The organism is Kribbella aluminosa (assembly GCF_017876295.1).
In the GTDB taxonomy this organism is placed as follows: domain Bacteria; phylum Actinomycetota; class Actinomycetes; order Propionibacteriales; family Kribbellaceae; genus Kribbella; species Kribbella aluminosa.
This window is the reverse complement of sequence record NZ_JAGINT010000002.1, coordinates 167,979-185,821: the sequence shown is the minus strand read 5'-3', so window position 1 is coordinate 185,821 and position 17,843 is coordinate 167,979. Positions and strand designations below refer to the sequence as shown.

20 protein-coding genes are annotated in these 17,843 nt (G+C 69.1%); 11 read left to right on the top strand and 9 right to left on the bottom strand.

Annotated features, from left to right (window positions below):
* Nucleotides 1-7: 7 nt before the first annotated feature.
* Entirely contained in the window at nt 8-901 is an 894-nt protein-coding gene (locus tag JOF29_RS22175; protein ID WP_209696409.1) for a LysR family transcriptional regulator, read from the top strand.
* Between the two features lie 15 nt (nt 902-916).
* On the opposite strand, the gene JOF29_RS22170 is transcribed toward JOF29_RS22175, so the two are convergent.
* From JOF29_RS22170 to tdh, 6 genes are all read right to left on the bottom strand, one after another.
* Nucleotides 917-1,741, bottom strand: a complete 825-nt coding sequence (locus JOF29_RS22170; RefSeq protein ID WP_209696408.1) for an aldo/keto reductase — start codon at nt 1,739-1,741, stop codon at nt 917-919.
* A gap of 62 nt (nt 1,742-1,803) precedes the next feature.
* A complete protein-coding gene (locus JOF29_RS22165; RefSeq protein ID WP_209696407.1) occupies nt 1,804-2,889 on the bottom strand; it encodes a winged helix DNA-binding domain-containing protein in 1,086 nt (361 codons plus the stop codon).
* Nucleotides 2,890-2,921: 32 nt separating this feature from the next.
* Nucleotides 2,922-3,332 (bottom strand): type II toxin-antitoxin system VapC family toxin, encoded by a 411-nt coding sequence (locus JOF29_RS22160; protein ID WP_209696406.1) that lies wholly within the window; start codon nt 3,330-3,332, stop codon nt 2,922-2,924.
* Nucleotides 3,332-3,616 carry a ribbon-helix-helix protein, CopG family gene (locus tag JOF29_RS22155; RefSeq protein WP_209696405.1) on the bottom strand — a complete coding sequence of 95 codons (285 nt, stop codon included), beginning with the start codon at nt 3,614-3,616 and terminating at the stop codon, nt 3,332-3,334. Before JOF29_RS22155 ends, JOF29_RS22160 begins: the two co-directional genes overlap by 1 nt.
* A gap of 56 nt (nt 3,617-3,672) precedes the next feature.
* Nucleotides 3,673-4,854 (bottom strand): glycine C-acetyltransferase, encoded by a 1,182-nt coding sequence (locus tag JOF29_RS22150; protein WP_209696404.1) that lies wholly within the window; start codon nt 4,852-4,854, stop codon nt 3,673-3,675.
* Nucleotides 4,854-5,903 carry an L-threonine 3-dehydrogenase gene (tdh, locus tag JOF29_RS22145; protein WP_209696403.1) on the bottom strand — a complete coding sequence of 350 codons (1,050 nt, stop codon included), beginning with the start codon at nt 5,901-5,903 and terminating at the stop codon, nt 4,854-4,856. Before tdh ends, JOF29_RS22150 begins: the two co-directional genes overlap by 1 nt.
* A 103-nt stretch (nt 5,904-6,006) precedes the next feature.
* Here tdh and JOF29_RS22140 point away from each other — a divergent pair, with 103 nt between their 5' ends.
* The 6 genes from JOF29_RS22140 (at nt 6,007) to JOF29_RS22115 (ending at nt 12,569) form a co-directional block, all read left to right on the top strand.
* Nucleotides 6,007-6,624 (top strand): class E sortase, encoded by a 618-nt coding sequence (locus tag JOF29_RS22140; protein ID WP_307863598.1) that lies wholly within the window; start codon nt 6,007-6,009, stop codon nt 6,622-6,624.
* 56 nt (nt 6,625-6,680) lie between these two features.
* The gene (gene pyrE, locus JOF29_RS22135) at nt 6,681-7,226 is read left to right on the top strand and encodes an orotate phosphoribosyltransferase (protein ID WP_209696402.1); all 546 of its coding nucleotides are present in this window, start codon (nt 6,681-6,683) and stop codon (nt 7,224-7,226) included.
* Nucleotides 7,226-7,927 (top strand): hypothetical protein, encoded by a 702-nt coding sequence (locus tag JOF29_RS22130; protein ID WP_245359368.1) that lies wholly within the window; start codon nt 7,226-7,228, stop codon nt 7,925-7,927. Before pyrE ends, JOF29_RS22130 begins: the two co-directional genes overlap by 1 nt.
* 66 nt (nt 7,928-7,993) lie before the next feature.
* Nucleotides 7,994-8,872 carry a LemA family protein gene (locus tag JOF29_RS22125; protein WP_209696401.1) on the top strand — a complete coding sequence of 293 codons (879 nt, stop codon included), beginning with the start codon at nt 7,994-7,996 and terminating at the stop codon, nt 8,870-8,872.
* A gap of 215 nt (nt 8,873-9,087) precedes the next feature.
* Nucleotides 9,088-12,069, top strand: coding sequence for an AfsR/SARP family transcriptional regulator (locus JOF29_RS22120; RefSeq protein ID WP_209696400.1), 2,982 nt, complete (start codon nt 9,088-9,090; stop codon nt 12,067-12,069).
* 89 nt (nt 12,070-12,158) lie between these two features.
* Entirely contained in the window at nt 12,159-12,569 is a 411-nt protein-coding gene (locus tag JOF29_RS22115) for a hypothetical protein (protein WP_209696399.1), read from the top strand.
* Between the two features lie 7 nt (nt 12,570-12,576).
* On the opposite strand, the gene JOF29_RS22110 is transcribed toward JOF29_RS22115, so the two are convergent.
* Nucleotides 12,577-13,260, bottom strand: coding sequence for a DedA family protein (locus tag JOF29_RS22110; RefSeq protein ID WP_307863597.1), 684 nt, complete (start codon nt 13,258-13,260; stop codon nt 12,577-12,579).
* A gap of 60 nt (nt 13,261-13,320) precedes the next feature.
* Here JOF29_RS22110 and JOF29_RS22105 point away from each other — a divergent pair, with 60 nt between their 5' ends.
* Nucleotides 13,321-13,947, top strand: coding sequence for a TrmH family RNA methyltransferase (locus tag JOF29_RS22105; RefSeq protein WP_209699932.1), 627 nt, complete (start codon nt 13,321-13,323; stop codon nt 13,945-13,947).
* Here JOF29_RS22105 and JOF29_RS22100 read toward each other — a convergent pair.
* A complete protein-coding gene (locus JOF29_RS22100) occupies nt 13,929-14,351 on the bottom strand; it encodes a MarR family winged helix-turn-helix transcriptional regulator (protein WP_209696398.1) in 423 nt (140 codons plus the stop codon). The two genes, JOF29_RS22105 and JOF29_RS22100, sit on opposite strands and share 19 nt — an antisense overlap.
* A 49-nt stretch (nt 14,352-14,400) precedes the next feature.
* Between JOF29_RS22100 and JOF29_RS22095 the strand changes: the two genes are divergently transcribed.
* From JOF29_RS22095 to JOF29_RS22085, 3 genes are all read left to right on the top strand, one after another.
* Nucleotides 14,401-15,405: an FUSC family protein gene (locus JOF29_RS22095; protein WP_209696397.1), complete on the top strand. Its 1,005-nt coding sequence runs from the start codon at nt 14,401-14,403 to the stop codon at nt 15,403-15,405.
* A complete protein-coding gene (locus JOF29_RS22090; protein ID WP_209696396.1) occupies nt 15,395-16,567 on the top strand; it encodes an alpha-amylase family protein in 1,173 nt (390 codons plus the stop codon). Before JOF29_RS22095 ends, JOF29_RS22090 begins: the two co-directional genes overlap by 11 nt.
* A gap of 92 nt (nt 16,568-16,659) precedes the next feature.
* Nucleotides 16,660-16,845 (top strand): hypothetical protein, encoded by a 186-nt coding sequence (locus JOF29_RS22085; protein WP_209696395.1) that lies wholly within the window; start codon nt 16,660-16,662, stop codon nt 16,843-16,845.
* Nucleotides 16,846-16,968: 123 nt separating this feature from the next.
* On the opposite strand, the gene JOF29_RS22080 is transcribed toward JOF29_RS22085, so the two are convergent.
* Nucleotides 16,969-17,841, bottom strand: a complete 873-nt coding sequence (locus JOF29_RS22080; protein WP_209696394.1) for an intradiol ring-cleavage dioxygenase — start codon at nt 17,839-17,841, stop codon at nt 16,969-16,971.
* Between the last annotated feature and the right edge of the window lie 2 nt (nt 17,842-17,843).

Sequence of the window (17,843 nt, the reverse complement as noted above, 5' to 3'; positions counted from 1 at the left end):
GTGGTCCATGGAACTGCGGCAGCTCAGGTCGTTCGTGACGGTGGCCGAGGAGCTGAACGTCGGGCGCGCGGCGGTCCGGCTGCACCTCACCCAGCCGTCGCTCAGCCGTCAGATCGCCGCCCTGGAACACGATCTGGGCGTCGAGCTGTTCGCGCGGGTGAAGCGCCGGTTCGTGCTGACGGCCGCGGGGGAGACGTTCCTCGCGGAGGCGCGGGAGCTGTTGCGCCGGTCCGAGGAGGCGGTGCGGGCGGCGCTGCGGACGCAGCGCGGTGAGCTCGGGACGTTGCGGCTGCGGTTCGTGCAGTCGGCGACGTTCGAAATACTGCCGCGGCTGCTCGGCGCGTTCCGCCGGGCGTACCCCGAGGTCGTGCTGGATCTGGAGGCGTGGACGACACTCCGGCAGACGGAGGCGTTGCGCGACGGGCGGATCGACGTCGGGCTGATGCGGCCGAGTACGCCGGCCGGCGGCAGTGCCGTCGTACAGCTCGCGCCGAAGCTGACGTCGCGGGTGGTCGCCGAGGACCGGCTCGTGGTGACCTTGCCCGCCCGGCACCGGCTGGCGCGGCGGAAACGGCTCCGGCTGGCGGAGCTCGCGGACGAGTCGTTCGTGTTCTACACGCGGTCGAGTGGGCCGGCGGTGTACGACACGATCGTCGGGCTCTGCCGCGCGGCCGGGTTCACGCCGCGGATCGAGCAGGAGGCGGCCGACGTACAGACGATCGTGTCGCTGGTCGCGGCCGGGCTCGGCATCTCGCTGCTGATCGGCCCGACACCGCCGTCGAACCCGGACGCCGTGGTGTACCGCGAGTTGTCCGACGACCTGCCACTGTGGCAACTCTCCGTAGCCTGGTCGCCGGACAACCGCTCGCCCGTACTGGCGCGCTTTCTGGAACTGGTTTAGCCGAATGGAACTGGCTCAGCCGAAGACGTCCGGGTCGCCGCCGGTGCGGACGCCGGTCTCCAGGTCCGCGATCGCGGCCATGTCGTCGTTGTCGAGCGCGAAGTCGAAGACCTCGAAGTTCTCCCGGATCCGGCTCGGCGTGACGGTCTTCGGGATCACCACGTTGCCGAGCTGCAGGTGCCAGCGGATCATCACCTGGGCCGGCGACTTGCCGTACTTCGCGCCGATCGCCGTCAGTGCCGCGTTGCCGAGCAGTTCGCCGGACGCCAGCGGGCTCCACGCCTCGGTGACGATGTCGTTCTCGGCGTTGAACGCGCGCAGCTCGTCCTGCGGCAGCGCCGGGTGCAGCTCGATCTGGTTCACCGCCGGACGGATCGTGGTCTCCTCGAAGATCCGCCGGAGCGCCGGCTCGTGGAAGTTCGAGACGCCGATCGCGCGGACGCGCTTGTCGGCGTACAGCTGCTCGAGCGCCTTCCAGGTGTCGACGTACAGGTCCCGCTGCAGTGACTGCCAGTGGATCAGGTACAGGTCGACGGTCTCCAGGCCGAGCCTCCCGAGGCTGCTGTCGAAGGCCTTCAGCGTGCTGTCGTAGCCCTGCTCGGAGTTCCACACCTTGGTGGTGACGAACAGCTCGTCACGGGGGATGCCGGACGCGGCGATCGCCCTGCCGACGCCGGCCTCGTTGCCGTAGATCGCGGCGGTGTCGATGTGCCGGTAGCCGGTCTCGAACGCCGTCGTCACCACGTCGGTGACGATCGCGTCCTCGACCTGCCAGACCCCCAGGCCCAGCTGCGGGATCTCGACGCCGTTGTCCAGAGTGATGGAGGGGACTGTACTCATCTGCCCATTCCACCCGGCAAAAGGTTTCCGGCCCAGTCATCTGACGTGTGACAACAACCTCATTAACCGGCAGTAACCACCGCATAGGACTTGGCGTTGGGTTCCAGGAACCGGAGCAGCGCGCTGCCTTCCCGCTCGAGCTCGGCCTGGGTCTTCTTGAGCGTCTTGCCGAACGGCGTCAGCGTGAGAGTGGCCACACCACGCTTCTGCTCGCTCGTCCACAGCCCGGCGACGAAGCCGTCCACGGTGTCCGTCGCCTTGACCCGGAGGTTCTTCGTGAACACGGCCGGCTTGTGCTCGTCGGCGATGATCCGCTCCCGCTTCGCGTGCGACAGCAGCAGGTTGTCGAACTCCGGCAGGAACCGCACCGGCGCGGGCGTGTCCGCGTCCGGCCGGGTCGCGTCCGGTACGTCGTACAGCGTCTTGCCGGTCTCGTCCTCGAAGGTCTCCAGGTCGAGCGTGTCGAACAGCGGCTTGGCCTTCTGCAGGCCGGACCAGGTCTGGAAGTCCGCCGGTGTCGCGGGACCGAACGCCGCGAGATACCTGGTGACGAGCTCTGCGGGCTCCGCGTCTGGGTGCAACTGTTTGCCGATCCACTCCTCGGCGGGCGTGAACTTCGAGTTCGCCGTCCAGGACCAGCGGACGTCGGCCGGGTACATCACCAGCGGCACCAGCATCCGCGTGCAGAACCCGAGCGCCCGCTCGTTCACGTCCGGGAACTGCAGCAGCAGAGCGTCCCGTACTTCGGTGAACGTCAACGGTTCCTTCGCCAGCAGCTTCTCCGCCGCCGCAACGACCTTGTCCGGCTCCAGCCCCGCGGCCCGGTCCGCGAGCACCTTCAACCCGGCCTCCAGCACCGGCGCCACCGTCACCCGGAACCGCAGGTAGTCCGCCGCGGTCACCAGATGCAGCGTGCCCCGGAACATCGTCCCGCGCACAACCTCCCGCTCGGCAACGGCCCGATCCAACTCCGCTTCCTCGAACCCGACGACCCGCGACCACAACCCGACGTACGGATGCTTCGGCTCCTGCCCCTGCATCCCCACCAACCGCCCGACCACGTCAGCTGCCGCCACACCTTCCCGCCCCAGCAACAACTGCCGACTCAACGTCGCCCGATTGACCGCCCGCCCACTCATCACCACCATGTCCGCATCCTCCCTGCCACCACCGACAAATGTCAGCCGCGCCCCGGCGACGTGACGGCAAGAGCATTCCGCCGGCAGGCCTCGGCCAAGCGATCGTCGTACGTGACCACGACATCGGCGTCGATCAGGACCGCGGTCGCCAGGTGCAGTGCGTCCAGGCTGCGCAGGATCAGCGGCTCGATCCGTCGGGCGACGCTGACCACGTCCGCCGACGTCGGACGCTCGTCGATTCCGGACATCGCGCTCTCGATCAGCTCACCCGCGTCGCCCGGCGACTTCACCCGCGCGAGCACGGCGCGGGAGACCTCGACCCACGCGAGCGACGACGAAGCCACGACATCGCCCCGTTCGTAGCATTCGTCGAGGAAGTCGACCAGTGCGTCCGACTCCGGCTCGGCGACGACTCTGTTGATCAACGCGCTGCTGTCGAAGTACACCCGCATCAGAAGCGGTCGTCCCGACCGAGCAGGTCGAGGCTGGTCTCGCCCTTCCGTAGCTGGAGCCGCGGTCGCACCTTGCGGTAGGGAACCCGCGCGGGCTGCACTGCGAGAGTGCTCCAGGCACGCTGCCGGTCGGTCATCTGAGCCTCCATTGCTTCGTGGTCGATCACGTGCAGGCGTCGACCGAGAGCTTCCCGGACGATCTGCTGCTGAGACTGACCGGTGCGCTCGGCCTCAGCCTGCAGCGCGGCGGCGGTCTCGTCCGGGAGTCGGAGATTCATAGCCATGCCGAAATGGTACCAGGGTGTGGTACCACGATGGTGCCGCAGCTGGTGGCGGGTGTTCAGCTGAGGGCGGTGCGGGCCTCGGTGAAGGCTGCGATCGCGCGTTCTACGTCCTCGGTGGAGTGGGCAGCGGAGAGTTGGACGCGGATGCGGGCCTTGCCCTGGGGAACCACGGGGTACGAGAAGCCGATGACGTAGATGCCGAGGTCGAGGAGCTTGTCGGCCAGGCGGCCGGCTGCCGCGGCGTCGCCGATCATCACCGGGGAGATCGGGTGGTCGCCGGGGAGGACGTCGAAGCCGGCCTCGGTCATCTTGGCGCGGAAGAGCTTCGTGTTCGCGGCGAGCTTGTCGCGGAGGGCGCTGGAGCTGCCGATCAGTTCCAGGGCCTTCAGCGACGCGGCGGTCACCGACGGGGCCAGCGAGTTCGAGAACAGGTACGGGCGGGACCGCTGCCGGAGCAGCTCGACGATCTCGCGGCGGGCGGCGACGTACCCGCCGGACGCGCCGCCGAGCGCCTTGCCGAGGGTGCCGGTGACGATGTCGACGCGGTCCTTCACGCCGAACAACGACGGCGTACCGGCGCCGTCCGGGCCGACGAAGCCGACCGCGTGCGAGTCGTCGACCATCACCAGCGCGTCGTAGCGCTCGGCCAGGTCGCAGATCTCGTCCAGCGGGGCGACGTACCCGTCCATCGAGAACACGCCGTCGGTGGCGATCAGCCGGTACCGCGCGTCCGCCGCGTCCTTGAGCTGTGCCTCCAGGTCGGCCATGTCGCGGTTCTTGTACCGGTAGCGCTTGGCCTTCGACAGCCGGACGCCGTCGATGATGCTGGCGTGGTTCAGCTCGTCGGAGATGATCGCGTCCTCGGCGCCGAGCAGCGTCTCGAACAGGCCGCCGTTCGCGTCGAAGCAGGAGCTGTAGAGGATGGTGTCCTCGGTGCCGAGGAAGTTGCTCAGGGCACCTTCCAGGTCCTTGTGGATCTGCTGGGTGCCGCAGATGAAGCGCACCGAGGACAGCCCGAAGCCCCACCGGTCGAGGGCTTCCTTCGCCGCGGCGACGACCTCCGGGTGGTCGGACAGCCCGAGGTAGTTGTTCGCGCAGAAGTTGAGCACCTCGTTGCCGGTGGCAACCGAGATCAACGCCTGCTGCGGCGACGTGATCACCCGCTCGGACTTGTACAGCCCGGCGTCCCGGATCTCGCCGATGGTCGCCGTCAGGTCGTCCCGCATCCGCCCGAACATCAGTGCTTCTCCTCCAGCGTGTCAGCCGTCCAGTCCATGATCACCTTGCCGCACTGCCCCTGCCGGGCGACGTCGAACGCGCGCTCGAAGTCGCCGTACCCGAACCGGTGGGTGATCACCGGCGTCAGGTCCAGCCCGCGCTCCAGCATCACCGACATCGAGTACCAGGTCTCGAACATCTCCCGGCCGTAGATGCCCTTGATGGTCAGCATGTTCAGCACCACGGTGCCCCAGTCGATCGCGATCTCGTCGGCCGGCAGCCCGAGCATCGCGACCTTCCCGCCGTGCGTCATGTTCGCGAGCAGGTCCCGGAGCGCGGCCGGCTGCCCGGACATCTCCATCCCGACGTCGAACCCCTCGCGCATCCCGAGGCTCTGCTGGGCCTGCGCGATCGTCTCCTCGGCGACGTTCACCGCACGGGTGACGCCGATCTTCCGGGCCAGTTCCAGCCGGTACTCCGACAGGTCGGTGATCACCACGTTCCGGGCACCGGCGTGCAGCGCGACCGCGGCGGCCATCACGCCGATCGGCCCGGCGCCGGTGATCAGCACGTCCTCGCCGACCAGCGGGAACGACAGCGCTGTGTGTACGGCGTTGCCGAACGGGTCGAAGATCGCGGCGACGTCGAGGTCCACCGGGTCCTTGTGGACCCACGCGTTCATCGCCGGCAGGGCGACGTACTCCGCGAACGCTCCCGGTACGTGGACGCCGAGCCCGCGGGTCTTGATGCAGAGGTGCCGGCGCCCGGCGCGGCAGTTCCGGCAGCGGCCGCAGACCAGGTGGCCCTCGCCGCTGACCAGGTCACCGACCGCGACGTCCCGGACCCCGACGCCGACCTCGACGACCTCGCCGCAGAACTCGTGCCCGGTCACCATCGGCACCGGAACGTTCTTCTGCGCCCACGGGTCCCAGTTCTGGATGTGCAGGTCGGTGCCGCACAACCCGGTGCGGAGGACCTTGATCAGTACCTCGTCGGCCTCGATCTTCGGCTCGGGTACGTCCTGCAACCACAGGCCGGGCTTCGCCTCGGCCTTCACCAACGCTTTCAAAGCAGTACCAGCGCCTTCATGCCCACATCGTCGTCCGGGGCAACCACCCGCGTCCATCGACACGTCGTACACAGCCTTTACAGGCTAGCTGCATACTAGCCATGTGCGGAGAGTGATCAGGGGGCTCGGGATCGTGTTCCTGCTGGGCGGGCTCGGGGTGCTCGGCTGGATCGGCTGGCAGTACTTCGGGACGGGGATCGCGGCGAACCAGCAGATGGGGAAGGCCGAGGAGACGCTCCGCGAGCAGTGGCGGAAGCCGGCCGTCGCGGTTACGCCCGAGGCCGGGCAGCCGCTCGCGCTGCTGCGGATCCCGAAGTTCGGCGCCGACTGGGAGAAGCCGATCGTGGAGGGCGTCGCCCCGGACGACCTGGCCCGCGGGATCGGGCACTATCCGCAGACCCAGCTGCCCGGTCAGCCGGGGAACTTCGCGATCGCGGGCCACCGGGTCACGCACGGCTCACCGTTCCGCAGACTGCTCGACCTGAACAAAGGCGACCAGGTCGTCGTCGAGACCGCCGGCGCCGTCTACACCTACGAACTGGACGGCTCGCCTCGCGACCTGACGGTGAAGCCGTCCGACGGCTGGGTACTGAACCCGGTCCCGGGCCGGCGTACGGCCCCGACCCGCTCGATCATCACGCTGACCACCTGCCAGGACCTGTTCCACTCCCCGGACCGCTCGGTCGCCTTCGGTCACCTGGTCAAGGTCAGCAAGAAGTAGGGCATGGGATCGGGAGACACGCCCCGCGGACCGGCCGTCATCTAAGCTCAAGGCTCATGAGCTACGACCGGGACGCACTGCTGGAGCAGGTCAAGAGCAAGGCGATCGTGCACGGGCGGGTGACGCTGGCCTCCGGGAAGGAAGCCGACTACTACGTCGACCTGCGGCGGATCACGCTCGACGCGGCCGCGGCGCCGCTGATCGGCCCGGCGATGCTCGAGCTGACCAAGGACCTGGAGTACGACGCGGTCGGCGGCCTCACCCTCGGCGCGGACCCGGTCGCGATGTCGATGCTGCACGCGGCCGCCCAGGAGGGCCGGACGCTGGACGCGTTCGTCGTACGGAAGGCCGAGAAGACGCACGGTCTGCAGCGGCGGATCGAAGGCCCGGACGTGAAGGGCCGCCGGGTGCTCGCGGTCGAGGACACGTCGACGACCGGCGGGTCGGTACTGACCGCGGTCGAGGCGCTCCGCGAGGCCGGCGCCGAGGTGGTCGCGGTCGCGGTGATCGTGGACCGCTCGACCGGCGCGCAGGAACGGGTCGAGGCGGAAGGGCTGGAATACCGGACCGTGTTCGGACTCGAGGACCTGGGACTGAACTGATGCACCTGAACACGGTGCTCATCGGCCTGCTGGTGCTGGCGATCTGCGGAGGTGTCCTCTACTTCAACTACTACCGGGCCAAGAAGCGCCGCGAGGAGTTCGCCGGGTTCGCGAGCCAGCAGGGCTGGTCGTACCTCGAGTCCAACGACTCGCTGGCGGGCCAGTGGGGCGGTACGCCGTTCAGCACCGGTGACCACTGGCGGGTCAAGAACGTGCTGTCCGGGCCGTTCAACGGGCACCAGATGGTTGCCTTCGACTACAGCTACGAGACGCATTCGACCGACTCGAATGGCCGCCGTACGACGACCACGCACAAGTTCGGCGTCGTGGTGCTGCAGCTGCCGGGCGCGCTGCCGCACCTGGAGGTGACGCACGAGGGCATCTTCGGCGGCGCGGTGGCGAACGCGCTCGGGTTCCGGGACCTGCAGTTCGAGAGCGACCAGTTCAACCGGGCGTTCCGGGTGAAGGCCGACGACGAGCGGTTCGGGCACGCGGTGGTGACGCCGCGGATGATGGAGTTGCTGCTGGCCCGCGGCGAGATCGGCTGGCGGATCGAGGGAAACTCGCTGGTCGGCTGGGACAAGGGCACGCACGAGCCGAACGAGGTGATGAACCGGCTCTCGCTGCTGGAACAGGTTCTGCAGCAGGTCCCGCCGTACGTTTGGCGCGACTACGCAGGCGTCGACCCCCGCAGGCAGTAACAATCGGGCGGACCTGCCTACCCGTAGAGTCGGCTGCAGCACTGCCAACTCTCGGGAGCTCTTGTCATGCTTTGGGTCATCATCGCGATCGTCGCGGTCGTCGTCATCGTGGCGCTCTTGCTGATCACGTCGTACAACCGGTTCGTCAAGCAGCGGAACCTGATCCAGGAGTCGTGGCGGCAGATCGACGTCGAGCTGCACCGCCGGTACGACCTGATCCCGAACCTGGTCGAGACGGTCCGGGCGTACGCCGCGCACGAGCGGCACGTGTTCGAGGAGGTCGCGCGGCTGCGCACCCAGGCGGTGAACACCCAGGGCGCGAACCCGGAGCAGCGGGCCGCGGCGGAGGGTGAGCTGTCCGGCGCGCTGCGTCAGATGATGATCTCGGTCGAGCAGTACCCGCAGCTGCAGTCGAACCAGAACTTCCTCGGTCTGCAGCGCGAGCTGACCGACACCGAGGACCGGATCGCGGCCGGCCGCCGGTTCTACAACGCGAACGTCGGCGACTACAACACCCGGATCGAGGCGTTCCCGTCGAACCTGATCGCGAACGGCTTCAAGTTCGAGAAGGCCGGGTACTTCGAGGTCAAGGACGAGCAGGTCCGCGCGGTCCCGCAGGTCTCGTTCGGCACCATCGGGTCGGTCGCCGGTGAGCAGGCGCCGCCGCAGATGCAGCCGGGCGCGCCGTCGTCGGGCCAGATCCACCCGCAGATGCCGGGTGACCAGGGCAACTACCAGCAGGGCTACCCGCAGCAGCAGATCCCCGCGCAGCAGCCTTACCAGCAGCAGCCGGCCCAGCAGCCCCCGTACCAGGGCCAGCCGGGGCAGGGCGGTTACCCCGCGCCGCAGCAGCCGCCGTACCAGGGAGAGCCACCGGTGGGCGGGCCGCCTGCGGGTTCCCCCGCGCCACAGGACGGTCAGCCGCCATTCACCGGTGGCCAGTAGGCACCGGTTCCCCGTGATCCAGGTCCCCCGATCCCGGACTCGCTCCCAGTGCCAGGCCCGGTGTGACGGCGGTCAAGTCGTCACCTCCGGGCCTGTCCTCCCCCCGGTACCTGCGGCAACCCTGTCGCAGTGACATACATCCGGCGTACATCGGCCTTCACGGCAGGTACGCCGGGATGCCACGATAGGTCGGTTCAAGAGGAGAGGTCGGGCGAGTGGACAGTCTGAGGTACGGGATCCTCGGACCTCTGCGCCTCGTCCACGCGCAGGGCCAGCCGCTGAAGGCCGCCAAGCCGCGGCAACTGCTGGCTACCCTGCTGCTGCACCCGAACCGGTTCGTCTCCACCGACCTGATCGCGGACGCGCTCTGGGAGAACACCCCGCCGCGGTCCGCCACCGCCAACATCCGGACGTACGTCCGCGCGCTCCGCGGAGTGCTGCAGGACGCCGGGCTGCCCGCGCCGATCGACACGTCGGCGGCGGGCTACAGCATCGAGGTGGGCGTCGACGAGCTCGATGCCAGCCTGTTCGAGTCGCTGCTCGCCGAGGGCGGGCACCTGCGGGACGCCGGTGACGGCCGTCAGGCGATGCAGGCGCTGTCCCGGGCATACTCGCTGTGGCGCGGCCGTCCGCTCGAGGACCTGGCGATGCCGGCGGCCTGGGAGGGCTCGATCGCTCGCCTGGAGGCGCAACACCGCGGCCTTGTCGACAGCCTGCTCGACCTCCGGCTGGAGTACGGCGACGCGAGCGGCGCCGCCGTACTGCTGAGTGCACGGCTCACCGAGGACCCGTACGACGAGCAGCTGTGGCGCCGCCTGGTGGACGCGCTTGTCGCCGCGGGCCGCGTGGGTGAGGCACGGGCGGCGTACGCGAAGGCCGTACAGACGCTTGCCGACGAGCTGGACATCAAGCCAGGCCCTGAGCTGGAGGCTGCCGGCGCCCGTGCCGAGAACGGCCGCTCGGCCAACTGGCCCAACCCGGGTATCCCGGCAGACCGTACGGCGGACCGCCCGAGCCAGACGGCGCCGCCAGGACCCATGGCCGCTCCTGAGCTCAAGGACCCGGTACGGCCTCCCAGCCAGCTGCCCCTGGACCTGGCTGACTTCAGCGGACGCCAGGAGCTCCTAGAACAGTTGCGGGACCTGGTCTGCGGCCGCGACCCGGTGCGGCCGCCGGTGGCTGTCATCTCCGGCGCACCAGGTACCGGCAAGACCTCGCTGGCCGTACGGCTGGGGCACCTGGTCCGGGAGTACTTCCCGGACGGCCAGATCTACCTTGACATGCACGGCGCGACGCACCCACGCGACCCGGCCGGTGCACTCACGGACCTGCTGCTCAGCCTGAACCTGCCGGACTTCGCGATCCCCACGGATCCCGAGCGGCGCTCCGCGATGCTGCGGTCCGAGCTGGCCAGCCGCCGGGTGCTGATCATCCTGGACGACGTGGCGACCGCCGGTCAGGTGACCCCGCTGATGCCCGGTACCGGCGCGTCGGCCGTGGTGGTGACGAGCCGCAACCGGCTGATGGACCTGGCCGGCGCGGAGAGTACGCCGCTCGACACGTTCGACGACCGCGAGGCGGCCAGGTTGCTCGCGTCGGTCGCAGGCCCCGACCGGATCGACCCGTCGTCGCCGGAGGCCGAGGAGATCCTCAGCGCCTGCGCGAACCTGCCGCTGGCGATCCGGATCGTCGGCAGCCGCCTGGCGCAACGGCCCGACCTGAGCGCGCGTGAGCTGGCGCGGCGGTTGCGGGACGAGACCTCCCGGCTGGACGAGCTGAGCATCGGTGAGCTCGCCGTACGGACCAGTGCGGACCTCAGCTACGACGCGTTGAGCCCTGAGGAAGCCCGGTTGTACCGGTTGATCGGGCACTTCGCGGTCGGCGTCTTCTCGGCGCGGGCGCTGGAGGCGGTCGCGTCGCCGGCCGCCGTACGGCGCAGTCTGGACCGGCTGATCGAGGTCAACCTGGTCCGGATCAGCTCGGTCGACCACCGCGGTACGGCGCGGTACCGGGTGCACGACCTGCTCCGGCTGCACGCGCTCGGGGTCGGTACGGACGAGCAGCGCGCGCAGGCGGTACGGGACGTCGAGACGGTCGTCGACGCGATCCTGAACAAGATCCGCCGTGCCAACAACGCCTTGTCGTTCGAGTACTTCGGCGTCCTCGAGCACACGGGTCCGCTGACGGCGCCGGACCCGTCGCCGTTCACCGAGACCGATGCGATCGCGTGGTTCGACAGCGAGCGCAGCACGTTCGTGCCGGCGATCCGGGCCGCGGCCCAGAACGGGCTGCACGAGCACGCGTGGCGGATCGCCGCCGCCTGGGGACCGTACCTGGACCTGCGGGCCGGCTTCGACGACTGGAACGGCTCGCACCAGCAGGGGCTGCGAAGCGCGATCGCGTGCGGCGACCGGCACGGCGAGGCGATCATGCACCGGAACCTCGGTCAGCTCGCGGTCTACCAGGACGACTGGGACACCGCCCGCCGGCACTTCGACGCGGCCGCGCAGGGGTTCGCCGAGGTCGGCGACCGGCTCGGTGAAGGCGTCGCGGCCGTCGGGCTCGGCACCTGGCTGCGGGAACGCGGCGAGCGGGACGCCGGGCTGGCGCAGTACGAGAAGGCGATCGAGGCGTTCGTCGAGGACGGCAACGCGAACGCCGAGGCCCTGGCCCGGACCGCGGCCGCGAACGTGTACCTGGTCCGCGGCGAAGTGGCCACCGCCCGGACATACCTGGCGCAGGCGTTCCTGATCGCCGTACGGCGCGTAGACGCGCACCGGGAGGCCAAAGTACGGCGGCGGATCGCGGCGCTCCGGGTCCACCAGGGGCGGCACGACGAGGCGGTCCGGCAGCTGCGCAAGGCGCTGGCGATCTTCGACGGGATGGGCGACGACCACTGCGCGGCGTACACCCGGGCGCTGCTCGGGCGGGCCTTGATGGAACGCGGTGAGGTGGCTGCGTCCCGGAAGACCCTGCTGGAAGCGATCGACGTCGGCCACCGGCTGGGCGACCGCAGCGTGGAGGGCCAGGCGGCGCAATACCTCGGCGAGCTCTACCTGTCCACCGGCAGCCTGGACAGTGCCCGCCGTACCCTCGAACGCGCCGCGCGGGTGTGGCAGCAGGCCGGCAACGACGCGGCCGCCGCAGACTGCCGCCGGCTGCTGGTCGGATCCGAGGCGGGCGTCGCGGCCGGCTAGCAATGTACGGCGGCTGTATCCGCGCACGGCAGGGTTCGTGGCAAGCCACGGCAAGACCGGCCGAGGACGGGGGATCGGGGAGGATACCTATGGCCTGGGGGGAGGTTGCCGTGGAGCGCCGGAACGTCCCGCGGGTGGCGAACCCGCGGGACACCGAGGCGGCGCTGAACTGGCAGCTCGAACGTGTCGGTTCGGCGGCGTGGCTGGACTGGACGCTGAAGTTCCAGCGGATGGCCTTCGGCTACGCGCACGACAGCGGCTGGCACGACGCGGCCGATGCGGTGAGTTGGCTCGACCACCACGCCCTGCTCCGTGAAGGGGCTGCGCCACGGGGGGCGCTGGTCTGGTACCAGGCGGCTGACCGGATCCGGGTGGCCTGTGCCCTCGGCTCCGGTCAGGTGGTCGGCCCGCTACCGACCGGCCCGGTGGAGATCGCCGACCTGAAGCTGCTCAGCACCGACTGGGTCTGGTCCGAGCCGCACTTCCCGTTCGGCCACTAGCCGTTCGTCACCGAGGGGCCGCGTGCCGGGGCGTGTCGCCGGCGGCGTCGTTCTTCTTGCGGTTGCGGCGCCTGGCGAGGAAGTACTCGACGAACATCGGGATCAGCGAGATCAGCACCAGCACGACCAGCGCGGCCTCGAGGTTCTTGTGGATGAACTGCACGTTGCCGAGCGCGTGCCCGAGCAGCGTGATGCCCGGCGCCCAGATCACCGCGCCGACGCCGGTCCACAGGAAGAACTTCTTCGGGTCCATCCGCCCGGCCCCGGCGACGATCGTGATGAACGTCCGGACGATCGGCACGAACCGGGCCAGCACCAGCGCGCGCGGACCGTACCGGTCGAAGAACTCGTGCGTCTGCTCGATGTACTTCGGCTTCAGGAACCGGGCGTTCGGGTTCTTGAACAACGACGTACCGAGGAACCGGCCGATGTAGTAGCCGGACACGTTGCCGAGGAACGCGGCCACCGTGAGCAGGATGCAGGCGAGCCAGAGCGGCACGTGGATCGAGCCCTGCGCGATGAACAGGCCGACCGCGAACAGCAGCGAGTCACCGGGCAGGATCGGGAACAGCACCCCGCACTCGATGAACACGACGAGTAGCGTGCCCCAGAGGGCCCAGTCACCCAGCCAGTTCAGCAGGTACTCCGGGTTCATCCAGGAGGGCATCAGCATCGCGACAAGAGGAAGCACGCGGACAGGGTAGCGTCCCCACCTGTGCACGAGCTGAGCAGTGACGTACGCGGAGCGGACATGGTGGGGCAGAACGAGGTCGGCGTCGGCCCCTGGACGGGCGATCTGCCGGACGACCCGCGGCTCGATCCGGAGCTGCTCGCCCACGGCGACCGGCGGAACGTGGTGGACAAGTACCGGTACTGGAAGCTGGAGGCGATCGTCGCCGACCTGGACCGGCAACGGAACCCGTTCCATGTCGCGATCGAGAACTGGCAGCACGACCTGAACATCGGCTCGGTGGTCCGGACCGCGAACGCCTTCCTGGCCGCCGAGGTCCACATCGTCGGCAACCGCAAATGGAACCGCCGTGGCGCCATGGTCACCGACCGCTACCAACACGTCCGCCACCACCCGACGCTGGCCGACCTGGCCGCCTACGCCTCGGAGCTGGGTCTCCCGATCATCGGCATAGACAACCTCCCGGGCTCAGTTCCCCTGGAGACCTACGACCTCCCCCAGGGCTGCGTACTGCTCTTCGGTCAGGAGGGTCCTGGGCTGACAGATGAGGCCCACCAGGTCTGCACCTCGGTCCTCTCGATCGCCCAGTTCGGATCCACCCGCTCGATCAACGCCAGTGCCGCCGCCGCGATCGCCATGCACGCCTGGATCCGCCACCACACCTTCGGTCAGCCGTCCAGCAGCTGATCCAGAATCCCTGCCGCCAGCTGCAGCACAGCCTGCTCCGTCGGATTGAGCCGCTGCGAGATCGCCTCCGCCAGCCAGTCGTCCGAGCTCTTCATGTGGTGTTTCAGAAGCTCGCGGCCAGCCGTGGTGAGCTCGATCGTCTGGCGCCGGCGGTCGTGCGGGTCTTGGTGGCGCTTGATCAGCCCCTGCTCCTCGATGCTCGCCAGCACCCGCGTGAGGGACTGCGGCTGGACTCGCTCCGCCGCGGCGATCTCGCTCGCCGTGAGGTTGCCCCGCCGGTGCAGCTGCCCGAGCACGGCGACGCCGGTGCTGCCGAGGCCGTCACCGGTCCGCTCAGCCCGCAACCGCAGCGCCAACCGCGTACTCGCCCGCCGCAGCGCAACCGCCGTTTCATACGCTTCCACTTACTACTCCTCATGGGTTGCCGCTTACTAATGCTAAGCTCAGCTTACAATGAGCATCGTCCATTGGTCGCGAGAGACACCCGTCCCTCCGGCTCGCCTGGTCGCCGCTGCCCTCGCCATGACCGGACTCGTCGTGTACGGCGTCGCCACCGACCACCTCGCCCAAGCCTCCTTCGCCGCCCTCGGCTCCCTGGCAATCGGCAACTTTGTGCCCCCACCGACCATCCGCGAGCGGTTTTCATGGTTGGCCGGTGCACAAAGTGCCGTTGGAGTCGTTGTGACGGCGGGGGCGGTTGCTGGGGTGTGGTTGGGCGGTCGAGGGTGGTGGGGCGGCGTCGGTGTGGTGCTGCTTGCCGCAGTCGCCGCCGTGGTCGGTGGGTTCAGCCGGGGGACGGCTGAGGCGGCAGCGCGGTTTCTCACCTTCCTTGTGATGGCGACGGGTCTCGGTGGAGCGGATGTGTGGCAGGTTGCGCGCTGGTTCGCGGTTGGTGTGCTCTGGGCGATCGTGCTGTCGGTGGCAGCCGCGCCGTTTCTCGCTCCGGAGGTCGCGGGTGGCCCGACGTACCGGCAGCTCTGGCGGCGTTGGCGGGGAAACCTGCGGACCTTCGACGGGTGGCAGTACGCCGTACGCCTCGTCCCGCCGCTGGCGGTCGCGATGACGATCGGCGCGTTCTGGCACCAGCAGAGGTCGTACTGGATCGCGCTCGCCGTGGTGATCGTGGTCCGGCGCCGCGGCGGATCCTTGCTCCGGGCAACGCAACGCTGCCTCGGCACCTGCGCCGGCGTACTGCTCGGCGGTGCACTCGTCCTCTGGGTGCCGCCGTCCTGGCTGATCGTCGCCGTGGCCGGCGTACTGGCCGGTCTCCGTCCGTTGCTGAAGGAGCGCAACTACGCCGCCTACGCGACGATCATGACCCCGCTCGTCGTCCTGCTGATGGATCTCGGCCGTACGCCGGAATTCTCGACGATCGGGTACCGCCTGGTCGACACCGTGATCGGCTGCCTGCTCGCGATCATCCCTACGCTGATGCTGAGGAGGCGTCATGTGGCCTGACCACGCGATCTGGTGGCACCTGTACCCGCTCGGCTTCACCGGAGCCGAGCCTGCCGCGGTGCCGGGCGTCGTGCATCGCCTGCCCCGGTTGGAGAACTGGCTCGACTACGCGATCGACCTCGGCTGCTCGGGGCTGCTCCTCGGCCCGGTCTTCGCCTCGGAGACCCACGGGTACGACACGGTCGACCACTTCCGGATCGACCCGCGCCTCGGCGACGACGCCGACTTCGACCGCCTGATCGCCGCCGCGCACGCCCGCGGTCTCCGGGTCGCTCTCGACGGCGTCTTCAACCATGTCGCCCGGTCGTTCACGCATCCGGAGTGGTTCCGCGGTGGCGACACGTTCGAGGGGCACGAGCATCTGGTGGCGCTGGACCACGGCAACCCCGAGGTCGCGCAGTACGTCGGCGACGTGCTCCGGTACTGGAACAACCGCGGCGTCGACGCGTGGCGCCTCGATGCCGCGTACGCCGTACCGCCCGAGTTCTGGCGCACCGTGCTGCCGCGGGACCGGGACGTCTGGTACTTCGGCGAGGTCATCCACCGCGACTACACGGCGTACGTAGAGAAGAGCGGGCTCGACTCCGTCACGCAGTACGAACTGTGGAAGGCGATCTGGAGCTCGCTCAACGACCGCAACTTCTTCGAGCTGTCGTACGCGCTCGGGCGGCACAACGCGCTGCTCGACGCGTTCGTACCGCAGACCTTCGTCGGCAACCACGACGTGACCCGGCTGGCGACGCGGCTCTCGGACGAGCGGCACCTGGGCCATGCGCTGGCGATCCTGTTCGCGGTCGGCGGCGTACCGAGTGTGTATGCGGGGGACGAGCAGGCGTTCCGCGGCCTGAAGGAGGAGCGCGCCGGCGGGGACGACGCGATCCGGCCGGCGTTCCCCAGCGATCCGGACGAACTGGCGCCGTACGGGTGGCCGACGTACCGCCTGCATCAGGAGCTGATCGGCGTACGGCGGCGTCATCCGTGGCTCGTGCGCGCCCGGACGACCGTCGAGCACCTGACCAATGAGACCATCGCGCTGCGGAGTACGCACGGTGACGAATGGGTCCTGGTGCTGCTCAACGTGTCGGACCAGGACCAGCAGTTTCCGCTCGCCGACACGCCGGTGGTCCCGGCGAACGGATGGCAATTCTTGACGAGTTCGTAACCTTCGGCCACGCCTCTCCGTTGTTATTGACGACAGAAGTGAGGCCTTCTCGTCGCCCGGCGTTGGCGACGGGGAACATGGGGGTTTTGTCGATGAACGCACTGTGGGACGAACTGATACACGAACTGGGCACCGTCCGCGCACTGAGCGCGGCCGCCCTCGAAGCACGCTCGGAAACGTCGCGCGTCGCCCTGATCACCCTCCTGGACGCCGAGACCGCGGAGATCTCAGCAATCCTGGACAAGATCCTCCGCTCGAACACCTCGTCAGCGGCCTAGTAGTTCTGCCTGCCCTGCCCAGCTGACCATGACGTGCCGTCTTCTTGCACACCCGGCCGGGCGCGAAGGTCGGTAGGAACAGCGAGGCGGCGCCGCGGTCGACGATCAGCGCATCGGTGGTGATCAGCGCCGGGTCTCCTCGGTGGTCGCGAGTACGAGGTCGTAATCGACTGTGTAGAAAGGCCTTCCGGGCGACGTGCCGTCCGGAGCCGTGGCGTCGGCCGGGTGCTCGGCGAAGTCCGCGATGAGCGACTGCTTCACGCCGAACACCGCGTCGGTGTCGAGGTACTCGTCGCCGGCCGCGAAGACATGCGTGATCAGCCGTGCGTATCCAGGAGCGGTGACCATGAAGTGGATGTGCGCCGGTCGCATCGGACCGCGCCCGCCGGCGCGCAGCAGCTCGCCGACCGGGCCGTCGCTCGGGATCGGGTACGCGACCGGCTTCACCGCCCAGAACCTGTAGTTGCCATCGGCATCGGTTGTCAGGTGCGCACGATTCTGCGGACGATCGAGGTCTTTCTGTACGTCGTAGAACCCGTCCTCGTCGGCCTGCCAGGTCTCGACCAGCGCGCCGGCGACCGGCTCGCCCTTGATGTTCAGGACCCGCCCGCTCACCAGGCACGGCTGTCCCGGGGCGCCGTTCGAGATGTCGTCACCGAGCTGCACCTCCGGCGATCCCTCGACGAAGAACGGCCCGAACACGGTCGACTGTGTGGCCTCCGGCGGCTTCCGGTTTCCCAGGCCGACGGTCAGCATCGAGAGCCCGAGCACGTCCGCCAGCAGTACGAACTCCTGCCGCGTCCCGGTCGACATCTGCCCCGTCCTGGTCAGGAAGCCGATCGCCGCGAAGTACTCGTCCTCGCTGAGATCCACCTCCCGCGCAAACGCATGCAGGTGCCGCACCAGCGCGCTCATCACTTCCTTGTAGCGCTCGCTCCCACTACCCGCGAAACTGCCCACCACCGCATCCGTCAACTCACCACCCTGCAGATCCATCC

What these genes read in the sequence shown, in the direction of transcription:
- JOF29_RS22170 (WP_209696408.1), bottom strand. Translation starts at nt 1,741, where the DNA reads ATGAGTACAGTCCCCTCCATCACTCTGGACAACGGCGTCGAGATCCCG.
- JOF29_RS22085 (WP_209696395.1), top strand. Translation starts at nt 16,660, where the DNA reads ATGAACGCACTGTGGGACGAACTGATACACGAACTGGGCACCGTCCGC.
- JOF29_RS22115 (WP_209696399.1), top strand. Translation starts at nt 12,159, where the DNA reads ATGGCCTGGGGGGAGGTTGCCGTGGAGCGCCGGAACGTCCCGCGGGTG.
- JOF29_RS22130 (WP_245359368.1), top strand. Translation starts at nt 7,226, where the DNA reads ATGCACCTGAACACGGTGCTCATCGGCCTGCTGGTGCTGGCGATCTGC.
- JOF29_RS22150 (WP_209696404.1), bottom strand. Translation starts at nt 4,854, where the DNA reads ATGTTCGGGCGGATGCGGGACGACCTGACGGCGACCATCGGCGAGATC.
- JOF29_RS22080 (WP_209696394.1), bottom strand. Translation starts at nt 17,841, where the DNA reads ATGGATCTGCAGGGTGGTGAGTTGACGGATGCGGTGGTGGGCAGTTTC.
- JOF29_RS22155 (WP_209696405.1), bottom strand. Translation starts at nt 3,616, where the DNA reads ATGGCTATGAATCTCCGACTCCCGGACGAGACCGCCGCCGCGCTGCAG.
- JOF29_RS22105 (WP_209699932.1), top strand. Translation starts at nt 13,321, where the DNA reads ATGGTGGGGCAGAACGAGGTCGGCGTCGGCCCCTGGACGGGCGATCTG.
- JOF29_RS22165 (WP_209696407.1), bottom strand. Translation starts at nt 2,889, where the DNA reads ATGGTGGTGATGAGTGGGCGGGCGGTCAATCGGGCGACGTTGAGTCGG.
- pyrE (WP_209696402.1), top strand. Translation starts at nt 6,681, where the DNA reads ATGAGCTACGACCGGGACGCACTGCTGGAGCAGGTCAAGAGCAAGGCG.
- JOF29_RS22175 (WP_209696409.1), top strand. Translation starts at nt 8, where the DNA reads ATGGAACTGCGGCAGCTCAGGTCGTTCGTGACGGTGGCCGAGGAGCTG.
- JOF29_RS22160 (WP_209696406.1), bottom strand. Translation starts at nt 3,332, where the DNA reads ATGCGGGTGTACTTCGACAGCAGCGCGTTGATCAACAGAGTCGTCGCC.
- JOF29_RS22095 (WP_209696397.1), top strand. Translation starts at nt 14,401, where the DNA reads ATGAGCATCGTCCATTGGTCGCGAGAGACACCCGTCCCTCCGGCTCGC.
- JOF29_RS22090 (WP_209696396.1), top strand. Translation starts at nt 15,395, where the DNA reads ATGTGGCCTGACCACGCGATCTGGTGGCACCTGTACCCGCTCGGCTTC.
- JOF29_RS22125 (WP_209696401.1), top strand. Translation starts at nt 7,994, where the DNA reads ATGCTTTGGGTCATCATCGCGATCGTCGCGGTCGTCGTCATCGTGGCG.